Raw genomic sequence first — 12,995 nt, forward strand, 5'->3', positions numbered from 1 at the left:
AACTGCCCGCCGCGGTCCTGCGGCGGCGGCGGTTGCGGCGCCGGCCGGCGCGGACGCTCGGTGTCTTCATCCTCGTCGTACATGTCTTCCCCCCGTGCTGTTGGATCACCTACCTGCCGCCTCCGACCAAGGCCTCACCCCCTCTGCTCGCCGAGCGGGGCGCCGCGTTGGCGCATGAATTCGACCGGGTCGGTGGAGTTGGAGTTGTCCAGGTCGCATCGCGATCCCGAACACACCCGTTGGTGGGTTTGGAAGTGCAGGTGCGGGCCCGAGGAGTGGCCGCTGGTGCCGACCAGCCCAAGCCGCTGACCGGCCTGCACGGTGTCGCCCTCACTGACGTCGGGCCGGCGGACCATGTGGCAGTAGCGCGTGCCATAACCGTCGGCGTGCACCAGGTCGACGTACCAGCCGCAGCCCTTGGTGGTGGGGCTGCCGTCGACGTCACAGTTGCCGGTGCTCGAGTCGCAGCCCGCCCACACCACTCGCCCAGCGCTGGCCGCGTGGATGACCGTGTTACGGGCCGCGCCCATGTCGACTCCGGCGTGGAGCCTGCCGTCGCGCGGTCCGTAGTCGCTACCCACTGCGGCGCGCAGCGGCGCCGTCCACCCTGACGCCGTGACCGTCACCGGATCTGGCGAGCACTCGGCGAGGCTGGCCCCGGGTAGGTCGGCGATCGTCGCGACGCCAATGACCGCAGCGACGACCTGCTCGGCGTCGTCTTCATACGTGCCGTAGCGGTCGGGGAACGCGGAGACCTGAACGCGTTGCGCGGCGACGGTCAGCGGCAGGCTTTCCCACCGGGCGATGCGCTGCAGCTTCGTGTAGAACTTCGTGGCGGCGTAGACCGGGTCGATGATCTGCGCAGGTGTGCCCCACCCCTGGCTGGGACGCTGTTGGAACAACCCGAGGGAGTCGCGGTCACCCCCGTTCAGGTTGTGCAGACTCGACTCGACCATGGCCGTAGCCACGGCGATGACCCACCCGCGGGCCGGCACGCCATTCGCCCGCCCCACGGCAACGATCTGCGCGGCGTTGCCGACCTGCTCGGCGTCCCACCGTCCTACCGCGTCGACGGCCCCGATGGTCGAACGCAAGGGGCCGGTGGCGGCACACGCCGACGCCGGCGCGGGGTTGTTGAGCACCGCCGCCACGGGCAGCCCACACAGCAGCAAAGCGGCCGCTATCGCCACGCCGAGCCCGATCCATCCGCGGTTCACCGCGCCGCAGCCTCCTCGCGGACGGCGAGCGTGGCCACCAGCCACCGGGCGTCGCTGCGCACACAGACCACCCGCAACACCCCGGCGTCGGTGCTGACATCGACGTCGACACGCTGCGCCGTAGCCGCCGCCGCCCGGCCCACGCCAGTAACCCGGGTGGCGGGCACGTTGGCCGGATCCACCGTCGCGAGCAGATCGGCGTAGGCGGGAACGGCGTAGGGACGCACTCCTGCCAGCCAGCTTTCGGGGGGCAGGTCAGGGCGGGCCCAGGCCCGCACGAACCGCAGCGCGGCGGTCACCGCCGCTGGATCGGCCGTGCCTGGCGTGGACGGCAGGACGCCGTCGGGATCGGCGGCCAGCGTTTCGGCCGGCACCGCACCTTCGAGTTTGGGGCCGGTGGCAGGCGTACTGCTGCTCGGAGCGGGACCGCTCCCGGCACAGGCGCCGAGCAGCAGGGTGGCAGCTCCCGCGATGGCCGTCGTGACGAAACGTGGTGTCACTGCTGCTCCTCGGGCGGGACCGGCTCGGCTGGCGACCGAAGCGCGGCGTTCAGTTGCTGTCCCAGCAGGCGCACCTGGTGGTGGATCTCCACGAGCTGCGGGCGCGCTTGCGGCTGGCCAGCCACGACCTCGACCAGAGCGTCGATGTCGTGGCGCAGCTGCTCTAGACCGACGCCGATGCGGGCTAGCGGAGCGCTGGCGGTGCGCACGGTGACGCTCATTCGCCGACGTCGCGGGTGTAGTCCCCGTCGAGGTGTCCGTCGCTGGCCCAGTCCAGCTCCGTCTCGCGGCGCGTCATCTCGTCCAACTCTGTCCATTGCTGCCTGTCCTCCTGTTGGTCGTCGCGCCGGTTGTGGCGCGCGTCGTGTATCTCGGCGATGTAGTCCTGGAGCGAGTCGACGCCCTCGCGCAGCCCGAACAGTGCGGCCTCGAAGCGTTGCCAGTCCCAGGGGTTGGTGACCTCTGCCGGCTGAGTCATGTCGTCCCTCCTGCTGAGCGCGCCGGCGCCGCACGCTGCCGCGCGGCGATGTCGCCGGTGACGGCCTGTTCGGCGTCGTCGGGCCACGGTGCGGACCAGACGGCGTCGGCGCTGCGGGGTGTGTGGTGCCCGTGCCGACAGCGGGTGTTGTCCCACGCCTGCCACCGGTGCCGGGCCCGGTGCAGCGCCTCATGCCATCGCAGCGGCGCGTCCGGGTCGGCTTTGCCGGAGTACGCGTGGTGCCAGGACACGCTCAGCGCGGTCAGCTCCTCTACCAGGGCCGGGTGTGCTGGCCAGCACGCGCCGAGGTCCTGGGCCAGGCCGTAGCGGTCGACGAGCCACCGCGTCCAGGCGATCAGCCACGCCCACAGTTGACGCGCGGCATCGGCGTCCAAGTCCCGCCAGCAGTGGCCCGTCGGCGCCCACGCCGTGTCACCGTCGATCGCCTCGACGCGTTCGCCGAGCGCCACGTGCGCCTCGGCGAGGCGTTCTACGCTGACCCGCAGCGAGTCGATGAGCTCGGCAAGCTCAGCGATCGCCCGCTGCTCGCCCGACGCCTCGGCCGGGACATCGAACAGGAACGCGCGGTCGGTCATCAGCGTTGCCGCCCTTCGAGTCGGGCGGTGAACGCGGCCTGCGCGGTCTTGAAACGATGGGCGTCGGGGCGCTCCCACCACGCCGGTTGCACGACTTCGACTGGGGGCATGTTGCCGAGCAGCACCAGGGCGTGGCCGGTCGGCAGGGTTCGCAGCTCGGCGAGGTCGAGCAGGTTCTCCCGGCGGGCGTTCTCCTGCACGCTGGCGCGTCCGCCGCCCCAGGACGCGGCCGACGACAGCTCCTGCACCTGCCCGAGCAGTGACTGCGCGTCTTTGAGAGCCGCCACGTCCTGCGTGCCGCCCATCACGAAGCGGGCGTTCGCACCGTCGCGCAGGGCCTGCCCACCGTCGCGGCCCCACCGCTCCTCTAATTGGTGGGTGTTCTGGCAAGAGATCGACAAGGCGATACCGGCGCCACCGCCCTCGGATGCCAGTGCGGGCAGCGACGGCAACGGCGCGATATTCGTGATCTCGTCGCCGATCAGGTACAGGCAGGGCTCGACCCGGCCGCCCGGTGCGACGAAGGAGCGTTGCAGGGTGCGGTAGATGATGTCCTCGGCGATCGCGCTGAACAGCGGCGCGACCAGCGACTGCCCGCTGCGGGTGCCGACCAGATAAAGGGTGCCGGACTCATCCAGCCACTGCTCGGGCTGGAACTGCTCGCCGCGCGGCGGGGAGCAGGCGCGCAAGATCCGGGCGTTGCTGAACGGATCCAGCGCTCCGAAGACGACAGACTGGATACTCTCGCGGCCACGGCCCGTGGACTCGCGGTGGAATGCCAGCCGGTCGGCCCACGCCGTCTGCTGGTGATGGCGCAGGATCCGCTCGGCCCGTGGGTCGCTGGGGTTGGCCGCCCAACTGGCCACGTCGGTCAGGGTGGCCTTTTCATCAAGAGCGGCGGCGTGCAGCAGACCGCGGATGATCGATGCCGCCTGATCCTGGAAGTATTGACCGTTCTCCACGTCGCCCTTGAGGCCGGCACCAGCGGCGAAGCCCTTCGCGCGCAGCGCCGCGATGTCGGGATCGTGCGCCCCCTCGATCGGTGACCACCGCAGCCGGGGCAGTCCAGGCACCTGCCCCTGCGGTTCGAAAATCCATGTCGGACCGACCTCGGCGCGCAGGTCGTAGGTGACCGCCGCGACGTCGAGGCGGGTGGAGGTGGAGATGACTGCACCTCGGGCGTCCGCTACCCGGGGGACGATGTAGCGCGACGTCTTGTTGGCGAACCGGGCGGCGCCGGCGAGGAGTTCGGTGTACTCGTTGGCGAGGTACAGCGGTTCCCCGGTCAGCGCGTGATGCCCCAAGAACCGCGCCACCTCCAGAGGGTCCTTGCGGCGCTGAGTTTTCGAGTGCAGAGCCTCGGGGCGGTCGGTCGCCCGGATGGTCAGGCCAGGCCGAAGGACGTCGACGCGTCGAAGCACCGCCGATGCGGTTACTACCCGGTCGAGGTCCTTTCGGCTGGCGAACCCTCGCCGCTGCACCCGCCGCTGTATGACCCGGACCGCCGGCATGCCGAGACCGGCGAAGGCTCCAATGAAGAGGCCGAACCACAGCGCGTACAGCAGCGCGGTCGGGGGCAGGTCCGCCTGGGCGGCAGTGGGCCATGCCGCCGCCGGGTCGCCGCCGTTGAGGATCATCCGCCCGGCAATGCCGGGCGCGTCCTCAGGCGAGGTGTCCGGCCACGTGGCGTGGGTGAGCACGCCACCGACCTGTCCGGCCAGCCACAGGGTGAAGGTGCCCAGCAGCGTGCAGAACACGGCAAGGCCCAGCAGCGTCAGCCGGGCCAGGATGTCGGCGCGGGGCATGCCTCGGCGCGGCAGCCGGCTTCCGGGGGACATCAGCGAGCCGGCCATCAGCGCACCTGCCCCACCGCGGCGGACTCCCGCGCCTCGTACTCGGAGTCGGTCAACTCCCGCAGTTCGTTCTCGGGGTTGTCGCGCATCCGGCTATCGGTGTCGACCATGGCCTGCTCGACGCTGGAGAGTTGGTGCTTGACGACGTAGGAGCGCAGCCCGACCTTCCACAGCCCGACGCCGCGGCGCAGGTGCAGCAGCAGATTCGTCTCCGTGTCGGTGGTGCCGAGGAATTCGCGGGCGGCGTCCAGCGAGCCCGGCGCCTGCCGGTAAGAGACCCGCACACCGGTGTCCTCGATGAGGCCCCGGGCGATGCGGACCTGCTCGGAGTCGGCGCTGCCACTGGCCGCCAAGTCCGAGAATCGGTGAAACGCCAGGATGTTCTCCGTGCCCAGCGCCCGGGCCAACTTCAGTTGCTCGCGCATCCGCCGTATCAGGCCAAGGTGACGGGTGACCAACGCGAACTCGTCGTACAGGCACACCCTCGGCGGGGCGTCGGGGCGGGTAAGCTCTGCTTCCAGCCACGACTGGGCGCAGGTCATCGCCATCGCCGTCATCTGATCCGAGGTCCGCACCGCCCGCAGGTCAAGGATTGCCCCCGGCTGCTCGAAGTCCACCGTCAGAGTCGCTGCGGTTGGTGCGTCGAAAATCCCGCCGAGGACGCCGGTGATCAGCCGCTCCAACGCGAGACGGACCCGGCGGCTGTCGGCGGCGAACTGGTCGACGTCGTAGTTCACCCCAGCGAGGCGGTGCGCCCACGACTGCGGGTCACCCATCGCAGCGAGGACCAGCGACAAGGTCGGGGTGGCCAGCCGTTCGGCGCTGGTGCTGCCGTCGCTGTGGGTCACAGCGTCGAGGGCGTATTCGATCAGCGAGCGCTCCGCCTCAGTCAGGGCACCGCCGAGTTGAATCTCGAGGAGCCCTTCGAGCAGCAGCAGCCGGCGGGCCCGCTGGATCTGCAGCCACTCCGGCTCGGCCTGCCCCGGCTGGCGGCGGATGCCCGCGAGGGGGTTCATCACGACACCCGCGCCGGGGCCGACGCGCACCGGCTGGATCCCAGCGGCTTGGGCGAGGGCGTCGTACTCGCCCTTGACGTCGACGACGAAGAATCGGGTGCCAAACGGGATTCCCCGGAACGCGATGCTCTTGAGCAGCGACGACTTCGCCGAGCCGATCTCGCCGGTGACCACCATGTTCGGTGCGCTGAGCAGCCCGGCTCGGTACAGCTCCCGCATGGAGAATACGAATCCGGTCCGGGAGTACACCTCCTGGCCGATCAGCGGTCCGTCCACCCCGAGGCCGGGATCGGCGACGAACGGGTACACGCTGCACAGCTGCGCGCTGGTGGTCACCAGCGGCGGTAGCCGCAGCCGCCAGAACGCCCGCCCGGCGGCCCGACCCAGAGCGCCGCGCCCATCAACCGGCGGGGCGCCCAGCAGCCGCTCCGACATCCGCCGAAGAGCGCGCCGTTCACGTTCCAGGTCCGCCTCGGCCGCCGCAAGATCCCGCCGGTCCGCGGACTGTGCGATGCGGTGTGCGAGAGATCCTTCTCGTCGCACCCGTGCGCGGCTCACGCAAACCACCCCCGCATCGGCTTGAGCCCACGGGCCAAGGGAAGCGCCCCGGCTACGAAACCCTGGTCCTGCTCGCCGTAGAGCACCACCGCCTGGCAGCCGGTGCGGCCCAGCACCCGTTTGATCGCGCGCACGTCATAGCGGAGTTGCTCTTCACTGTCGGCGGTGACGGTGACGACGATCGCGTAGCGGTAGCGCACGTGCCCGGCCGCCTGCTCCCGGTCGACCTGCTCCACCGAGCGGGCCTCCTCGTCCTCCCGGGCGGTGCGCACCAGACGCATCTTGCGTTTGGTGATCTCGTCGCCGGCGCGGGCGACCTTGTCCCGGCGGGTCGCCAACTGGGCCAGCTGCGCGGGTACCGACTCGGCGATGACCGTCACCGCGCGTCGACCGACGGTGCGCGTGAACAGGGCGGTCATCCACGTCATCGCGACCGGCTGACGCGGCATCTCGTAGACCCACAGGCTCTGGGAGAACCCGGAATCGTGGCGGTAGGACGACCAGCCGATATTTTCCGCCGCGATCGGCCCGGCCATATGCGGCGCCACCCCGGGCGTGGTCGAGCCCCGCATGTCCACGTGCGGCTGGTCCTCGGGGTCGAACTGCGTGCGCAGCACCGCCGCATACTCACGGGGCGTCAACCAGCCGACGGTGTCGACGCCGGCCTCCGCGACCGCGGCCTGCACCCCGCCGAGCTTGTCGAGCACCACGGTGGCGATGGCCGCGTCGGTGCCGCCCGCGTCGGTGATCTCCGCCGATAGCTTCTTGGTGTCGAACACGACGCTCAGGTACACCTCGTGGCGCTGCGTCGACGGAGCCGCCGCGGCGGTCAGTTCCGCCAGCGATCGGTACGCGCGAGTGTCGGTGTCGACCGCTTTTTGCACCAGGTACCGCTGCGCCCGGTTGCCGGAGTCCGGAACCGCACGGGCCGTCAGCGCCCACCTGGCCAAACCACTGTCGGCGTACTCGGTGCCGAGCAGGTTCAGCACGTCCGCCCACGCGGCCAGGCGCTGCTGTTGCACCGACGTGTCAGCCAGGACCAGGTTGCTGCCCGCGCAGAGCAGGGACGCCGTGACGGTGTTCTCACGGCGGTGGTGCAGCAGCCCCACCTCGGTCAATCCGTCGGCGGCTACCGCCGGCAACCAGCGGTAGCCGGCGGCCGGACCGGGCAGATGCAGATGCGTGCTGCCGGGGGTAGCGGCGAAGGCACCACCGCGATAGCGGTCCTGCCGGGCGGCGCGCTGGGCGAGGGCCCCGGCGACGATGGGCGTCCACTCGGTTACACGCCGCCCGCGCAGCCGCAGCAGGCCCACCGTAAGCAGGAGCAGCGCCGCGAGCACCATGCCCCCGGCAGCGCCCTGCCGGCCGGTCGCGAGCAGGTTCGCGGCGACAACCAGGCAGATCACGCCGGCGACAGCCGTGCCGATCTGCCCCGCCGAGAAGCCCATGATCGAGCCACGCGTGGACCGCGGCGGAAACTGGAACTGGGTCACCTGGACTCCTCACCTAGACCGGGACGATGGGTACTTCGGCGGCGCCACCCGCGGCGGCACCTCCCGCGCGACCTGCCCCGGCGCCGGAGGCGGCACCACCCTGCGAAGGCTGGCCTGAGCTGGACGGCCCGCCTGAGCCGGCTGCTGGACTGTGCCCGGACGTCTCTGGCGTCGGAGCCGGCGGGGACGGCGCGTTGGCGGCAGAAGGTGCACCGGTCGGGGTGGTAGCGCCCCCACCGCTCGGGGTCTGCGGGGCGTCCTCGCCCTGCGAGCTGCCGGCTGCCGCGCCGGTGGCCTTCTCTCCGATGGCGTTCGGTGTGACCGGCAGCGCGGGCTGCCCGCTGGTGTCGCCGGGCGCGGTGAGCTGTCCCTCCGCCACATCGTGTTGAGCGGTGCGGGAATCGCGCTCGATCCCCTCAGCTTCTTGACTGTTCTCTCCGCCGTCGTTTTCAGCTCCCGGTTCACCGCTCGGCTTTCCGACCTGGTCGCCGTCGCCGCTTCCTTGCAGCGCTTCCACCGCCTCGGGAACGGCGCTGGGCCGCGTGCCGAGCGGGCCAGCACCGCTGGTGGGGTTTGTCGGGATCGCGTCGGCGTTGCCCTGCATCAGAGATGCGGCGTCCGGGCCGCCACCGCTGTCGCCTCCACCGCTGAGAGGATCGGCCAGACGGCGGGCGGCGGCATCCATACCGACCGCGCCAGCGGCGGAGGTCAGGAAACCCCTGGCGTCGACGTCAGCCAGGTAGCCGTCCCACATGCTCGTCAACCGCAGCAGAATCCACGGCGCGAGCACCATCAGGATGATCATGAACATGCCGCGCAGCACATTGAGGACGTTGTCGCTCTCGTAAGTGCTGCGCGTGCCGTAGATCCACAGGGCGGCGATGAAGAACTTCGAGCTGGCCAGGGCGTTGCAGGTCCAGAACCACCTACGACCCCACGAGCGGGTCTCGGCCATCACCTGACCGGTCATAGCCATCGCCCCGAACAACGCTGCCCCGGCGGCCAGCAGGGAGCGGAACAACAGCATCACGAATACCAATATCAGCCCGACCACGCTGATCACCGCGACGACGAAGGCCAGCAGGATCGTGCCGGTGTCCGCGGTCAGCGCGTTGAGCGCGTCCACCCACATGCTCGGCTGCCAGTCGCGTTCCTGATTGCGGGCGATCAGCGCCACCGTCGCCTCGTCCCACGCTGCCATCAGGATGTAGGCGATGCCGCCGGCGAAGGCGATCCCGAACATCGCGCGCACCAACCCGCCGAGGGTGGCCAGGGGCCCGGGGCCGTTCATGCGCAATCCGTTGATCGCCGTGGAGATGAGGAAGATGAGCAGCACCATCAAGATCAGGACGCCGGAGATGTCGTTGTAGACGTGGTAGAACGGCTCGTCTGGCACGGCGGAGGACTGCTCGAACACCACCTCGGCCAGCTTGCTCAACGCCCAGGCGAAACCTGCCACGGCGATGTCGGCCAAGCCTTCGAACCCGGACCGAGCGATGTCCTTGGCCTTCTCGTCGACTCTGCAGCTCACACTGAGCTTGCAGCCCTCGGGCTTGACCGACGAGAACGGCAGCAGCGACGCACGCAACGCGTCGCATCGATTTTTCTTGGCAGTCCACCGGTCGGCGTTTTCCGCATCCTCGGCGGCGCTGTCGGCGAACCGCTCGCACCTCACCGGCGAGGCGCCGTCTTTCGGAGACTGATCGTCGAGCACCGACGCCGTATCCGCCGGCGGCGGTGACTGCAGCGTGAGCGACACCGCGTCGCAGCGTTCCTGCTCCACAGCGCCGACAGCCTTACCGCAGTCGGTGATCCACCCGTCGCCGGACTCCCATTCGGCCCAGGGCAGGCACCAGTTCACCTGCGGTCTCGCCTGCTCCTGGCCAGGCCCTGACAGCTGCCCGTCAGACGACGGCGCTGGGCACGGTTTGGCCGGGGCGGACGGAGCCGGCGTGGAGGCGGGTGCTGCCATAGCAGGTTGCGCTGGCGATACCGCGCCGACCAAGGAGGCCAGCACGCCGATCGCCACGCCGATCCCCTGCCGGCAAGCGTTGACCCAGGACATGAGATTAGACCGTCCCCGGCACCCACGAGCGGGTGCTGAGCACGTCGAGTAGCGGTTGAGTGTCGCGCGGACCGCCGTCGCGTCGGGTGCCGCGCTGATCAGGCGGGGGTACCGGCGCCGGCCGTTGCGCGGCCACCACACGCCAACGGTCGAGGGTCCAGCGCACCGTCACCGACTGCACGTACCAGCCACCCGCCAAACCCGTCTCCGGGCCGGCGACCACTCCATCGGTCGGTGACCCGCTGAGCGCGCAGAGCAGCAACCGCGCCGTGACCTCGGTGCCCTGCTGCACCTGTGCGTCTACGTCCGCGTTGGGCACCCACACCCGGGCAGCAACGGTCTGGGAGATCCCTTCACCGTCGGCCGGCGGTGAGCTGGCGCCCATCATTTCGGCCAGCGCCGTGCCCGAACCGTCGACTGCGATCGTGTCGATCAGCGCATGCCGCTCGATGTCAGGGCGGCCCGCCGCGGCGGGCACCGCCACCACGTACGCTGCCGCCGCGTCACCGGCGCCGCGAGGCGTGTCAGCGAAGCCAACCGGCACTCCCCGGACGAGACGGTCGCCGTAGCGCTCAGGCGCAGTCCGCTCGGGCGCACTCCGCTCGGGTGCGCTCGCGCGGCCCGCAACGAAGACCGCCGCTCCTGCAACCACCGCGCAGAGAAGCAGCGAAGCTGCGGCCGATCCACGTCCGCCGTCGGTTGGTTTGTAAGTTGCTCCCCGCACGCGGGGCACCCCCTAAATCTCGCTCAGCAGGAAGCCGATGATCGATGTCGCCGAACCCACGACGATCGCCACGAGACCGGCCTTCCACATCATCGACTTGCCTCGATCGCTGATGATGTGCGCGCCGAAGATCGGTCCGATGCCGAACGCAATCGCGCCGGCCGCGAGACCGGCCACGGCGGAGATCACGCCGAGGAACAGCGCGGCGTTTGCAAGCTTGTAGAACAGGTCCGAACGCGGCACCGCCGCCGGGTCAGGGCTGATCCGACCGAAGTCGAAGCCCCCCGACGGCGACGGCGTCGGCGTCGGGTCCGGTGCCAAGGCGGCCACCACCGAAGGCACCCGCACCGTCATCACGGCAGCTATCCAATGCACGAACACAATCAATTCCTCCCCGTGCGAAGTCGCCGTCCTCAGGCGACAAAAGCCCCCTCGTGTGATGGGCCAGGATCAGCGGGGCAGTGTTCGACGACGATCAAGGCGATCTCGGTCAACGCGGTCCGCGTGGCCTTACTCAAGGACCGCGGATCGAGTGGGTCAGGGCGTGCGAGCACCGGATCAAAGGGCACCCGGACGAGATGCGTCGCCGCCTTTCGCGCCAGGTGCTCGACCGCGCGAACCTCTCGGGCGGTGGAGTGTGTGGTCGTCATGACCACCACCACCGCGGACTCCGCCACCTGATCGAGTCCCGCAGCGCGAAGATGCGCCAGCAACCGCATGGTGTGCTGCAACGCATCAACGGTCGCGCGGGTCACCAACACCGGCACTGTCGACCAGCCCAACGCCCGCCACGTCGGCGTGTTGTCCGCTGCGGGGAGATCCAGCAACGCCATGGCGTAGACCGACCGCAGATGGCCGATCACACCGAACGTCTCCGGCCAGGTGGTTGGGCGCCGCTGCGCCGTCATCTTGCTCTCACCGACCAGAACGCGTAGGCCAGTCGGCCCTTGCTGCATCAACCCTTCAGCGACCAGAGGGTCAGCCAACCGCTCCTCCGCTTCCGCCGCATCCCACGTTGATGCGGAGTTGCTCCGGGCCACACGATGGCCGAGCCCACCCCACGCACGCCCGGTCGCGTCCATCGCCACGACCGGAGCAGGGCTGGCAAGCGCCAGCACACCACCGAGCGCCGCCGTGAGCGTCGAACGACCAACACCGCCGTCCGCAGACGACAGGGCCACCAAGGGACACCCCGCCCGCAACGACGCCGCACGCAGCCACAGCGACTCCACCTGACTGCCGCCGCCGAACTCGCGGGGAATCTCCCGCGGAGCCTGCTCCGCTGCCCGCGACCACCACAGGCCGCTCTCCGCAGCCGCAGCTGGCACGACAGATCGGCCGGGTCCGCCTGGCGGAGCGGGTGATGCCCGCTCCGCCAGCGCCCCCCACTCGCCGGTCTCCGGCACCTCCGAAGAGGTCCCGGAGCCGGCGAGGTGGCCTGATCGGTCAGTCGATAAATCTGACACGTCCGCCTCCCCCCCGAGGGCTTGCCGCACAGCACTGGCCAGCGACGGCAGGACGCTGCCGCGAGCCGGTCCCCCGTTACTGTCACGACCTGGACGTCGACCACACGATCAGGCCAAATCAGAGTCCGCATCGCCATGAGGCGTCACGTCCTCACGAACGCATCACGAGCCTCGCGACCCCCTCCGTGGAGGCCGACCGATGCGCTACCCTCAACCAACCAAAGTTGGCGTGAGACCAACTTTGTGTGGATCGGGCACTGAGAGTCAAGCACAGATCACGGCAGGGTTCCACACAAACTTGGGTTCGGACCAACTTTAGTTGGAGTCGGGGGACCGCGATGCGACAAAACGAGACGCCACCCAGTGGCCCGAGCCCTGCGCTGATCAGCGAGCGGCTCCAGGAGCTGTACGTCAAGCACCGCCCGAACCACGTCTATACCGACGCCGAGGTGGCCGACGCGCTCAAAGCCAAGGGGCTCCGCATCTCGGCGGAGAACATCCGCAAGCTCCGAATCGGAGCGCACGGCAACCCCACAGCCTCGACGCTGACGGCCCTGGCCGACTTCTTCGGCGTCGGTGCAGGCTACTTCCTTGACCCGGCACCGGTCAGCGCGAAGGTCCAAGTGATGACGCGCTCCATCGAGCAACTATCCGACGGAGCAAGGGAAGGCATCGACGCCATCATCCAAAGCACCCTGAGGATGGAGCAAGCCGCGCGAGAGGCCGCCCAACTCGCCGCGGAACAAGCCCGGCGAGACACACAGTGAATATCGATGCCCAAGATGCCATGCCGGCAGGAAGGTTCGCCGCGACCTGGCTCAGATCGTCTTGGACGATGCGAATCGTCAAATGGTCACCGGCGTGCAGCTCCAATTCGGCGAGGAGCTTGGCGCTGCTATCGACCGCGAAGATGCTCGGATAACAGATCCTAGACAAAGCATCGGGCCCGGTCATCGGCAGCCAGGGACGGGGCGCTGTGTCGGGTCGCCGACAGCCGAGCGGTGGCCGGTGCAGCGCGGACTGGCGCGG

13 protein-coding genes are annotated in these 12,995 nt (G+C 69.8%); 2 read left to right on the forward strand and 11 right to left on the reverse strand.

Annotated features, from left to right (window positions below; translation table 11 throughout):
- Positions 1-134: 134 nt before the first annotated feature.
- Positions 135-1,217: a M23 family metallopeptidase gene (locus ACFY1S_RS23490; RefSeq protein WP_387121810.1), complete on the reverse strand. Its 1,083-nt coding sequence runs from the start codon at positions 1,215-1,217 to the stop codon at positions 135-137.
- The gene (locus tag ACFY1S_RS23495) at positions 1,214-1,717 is read right to left on the reverse strand and encodes a hypothetical protein (RefSeq protein WP_387121813.1); all 504 of its coding nucleotides are present in this window, start codon (positions 1,715-1,717) and stop codon (positions 1,214-1,216) included. Before ACFY1S_RS23495 ends, ACFY1S_RS23490 begins: the two co-directional genes overlap by 4 nt.
- On the opposite strand from ACFY1S_RS23495, the gene ACFY1S_RS23500 reads away from it, so the two are divergent.
- The gene (locus tag ACFY1S_RS23500; protein ID WP_387121815.1) at positions 1,711-1,884 is read left to right on the forward strand and encodes a hypothetical protein; all 174 of its coding nucleotides are present in this window, start codon (positions 1,711-1,713) and stop codon (positions 1,882-1,884) included. The genes ACFY1S_RS23495 and ACFY1S_RS23500 overlap by 7 nt on opposite strands.
- Before the next feature lie 50 nt (positions 1,885-1,934).
- Here ACFY1S_RS23500 and ACFY1S_RS23505 read toward each other — a convergent pair whose 3' ends face one another.
- From ACFY1S_RS23505 to ACFY1S_RS23545, 9 genes are all read right to left on the reverse strand, one after another.
- Complete coding sequence (locus ACFY1S_RS23505) at positions 1,935-2,195, reverse strand: hypothetical protein (protein ID WP_387121818.1); 261 nt, start codon at positions 2,193-2,195, stop codon at positions 1,935-1,937.
- Positions 2,192-2,791, reverse strand: a complete 600-nt coding sequence (locus ACFY1S_RS23510) for a hypothetical protein (RefSeq protein ID WP_387121821.1) — start codon at positions 2,789-2,791, stop codon at positions 2,192-2,194. The genes ACFY1S_RS23505 and ACFY1S_RS23510 overlap by 4 nt, the downstream gene beginning before the upstream one ends.
- The gene (locus ACFY1S_RS23515) at positions 2,791-4,644 is read right to left on the reverse strand and encodes a type IV secretory system conjugative DNA transfer family protein (RefSeq protein WP_387121824.1); all 1,854 of its coding nucleotides are present in this window, start codon (positions 4,642-4,644) and stop codon (positions 2,791-2,793) included. Before ACFY1S_RS23515 ends, ACFY1S_RS23510 begins: the two co-directional genes overlap by 1 nt.
- Positions 4,644-5,936, reverse strand: coding sequence for a hypothetical protein (locus ACFY1S_RS23520; protein WP_387121827.1), 1,293 nt, complete (start codon positions 5,934-5,936; stop codon positions 4,644-4,646). The genes ACFY1S_RS23515 and ACFY1S_RS23520 overlap by 1 nt, the downstream gene beginning before the upstream one ends.
- Positions 5,937-6,214: 278 nt before the next feature.
- Positions 6,215-7,711, reverse strand: coding sequence for an SCO6880 family protein (locus tag ACFY1S_RS23525; protein ID WP_387121830.1), 1,497 nt, complete (start codon positions 7,709-7,711; stop codon positions 6,215-6,217).
- Between the two features lie 13 nt (positions 7,712-7,724).
- Entirely contained in the window at positions 7,725-9,572 is a 1,848-nt protein-coding gene (locus tag ACFY1S_RS23530; protein WP_387121833.1) for a hypothetical protein, read from the reverse strand.
- Positions 9,573-9,780: 208 nt separating this feature from the next.
- Positions 9,781-10,320 (reverse strand): hypothetical protein, encoded by a 540-nt coding sequence (locus tag ACFY1S_RS23535; protein WP_387121836.1) that lies wholly within the window; start codon positions 10,318-10,320, stop codon positions 9,781-9,783.
- Between the two features lie 192 nt (positions 10,321-10,512).
- Positions 10,513-10,854 (reverse strand): hypothetical protein, encoded by a 342-nt coding sequence (locus ACFY1S_RS23540; protein ID WP_238423983.1) that lies wholly within the window; start codon positions 10,852-10,854, stop codon positions 10,513-10,515.
- 59 nt (positions 10,855-10,913) lie between these two features.
- Entirely contained in the window at positions 10,914-11,681 is a 768-nt protein-coding gene (locus tag ACFY1S_RS23545; protein WP_387121839.1) for a MinD/ParA family protein, read from the reverse strand.
- Between the two features lie 623 nt (positions 11,682-12,304).
- Between ACFY1S_RS23545 and ACFY1S_RS23550 the strand changes: the two genes are divergently transcribed.
- Positions 12,305-12,733: a hypothetical protein gene (locus ACFY1S_RS23550; RefSeq protein ID WP_387121842.1), complete on the forward strand. Its 429-nt coding sequence runs from the start codon at positions 12,305-12,307 to the stop codon at positions 12,731-12,733.
- Positions 12,734-12,995: the final 262 nt, after the last annotated feature.

The organism is Micromonospora sp. NPDC000663 (assembly GCF_042898105.1).
GTDB lineage: Bacteria > Actinomycetota > Actinomycetes > Mycobacteriales > Micromonosporaceae > Micromonospora.

Coding starts and splice junctions, on each gene's coding strand:
- ACFY1S_RS23515 (WP_387121824.1), bottom strand. CDS start 4,644: ATGGCCGGCTCGCTGATGTCCCCCGGAAGCCGGCTGCCGCGCCGAGGC.
- ACFY1S_RS23510 (WP_387121821.1), bottom strand. CDS start 2,791: ATGACCGACCGCGCGTTCCTGTTCGATGTCCCGGCCGAGGCGTCGGGC.
- ACFY1S_RS23505 (WP_387121818.1), bottom strand. CDS start 2,195: ATGACTCAGCCGGCAGAGGTCACCAACCCCTGGGACTGGCAACGCTTC.
- ACFY1S_RS23550 (WP_387121842.1), top strand. CDS start 12,305: ATGCGACAAAACGAGACGCCACCCAGTGGCCCGAGCCCTGCGCTGATC.
- ACFY1S_RS23540 (WP_238423983.1), bottom strand. CDS start 10,854: ATGACGGTGCGGGTGCCTTCGGTGGTGGCCGCCTTGGCACCGGACCCG.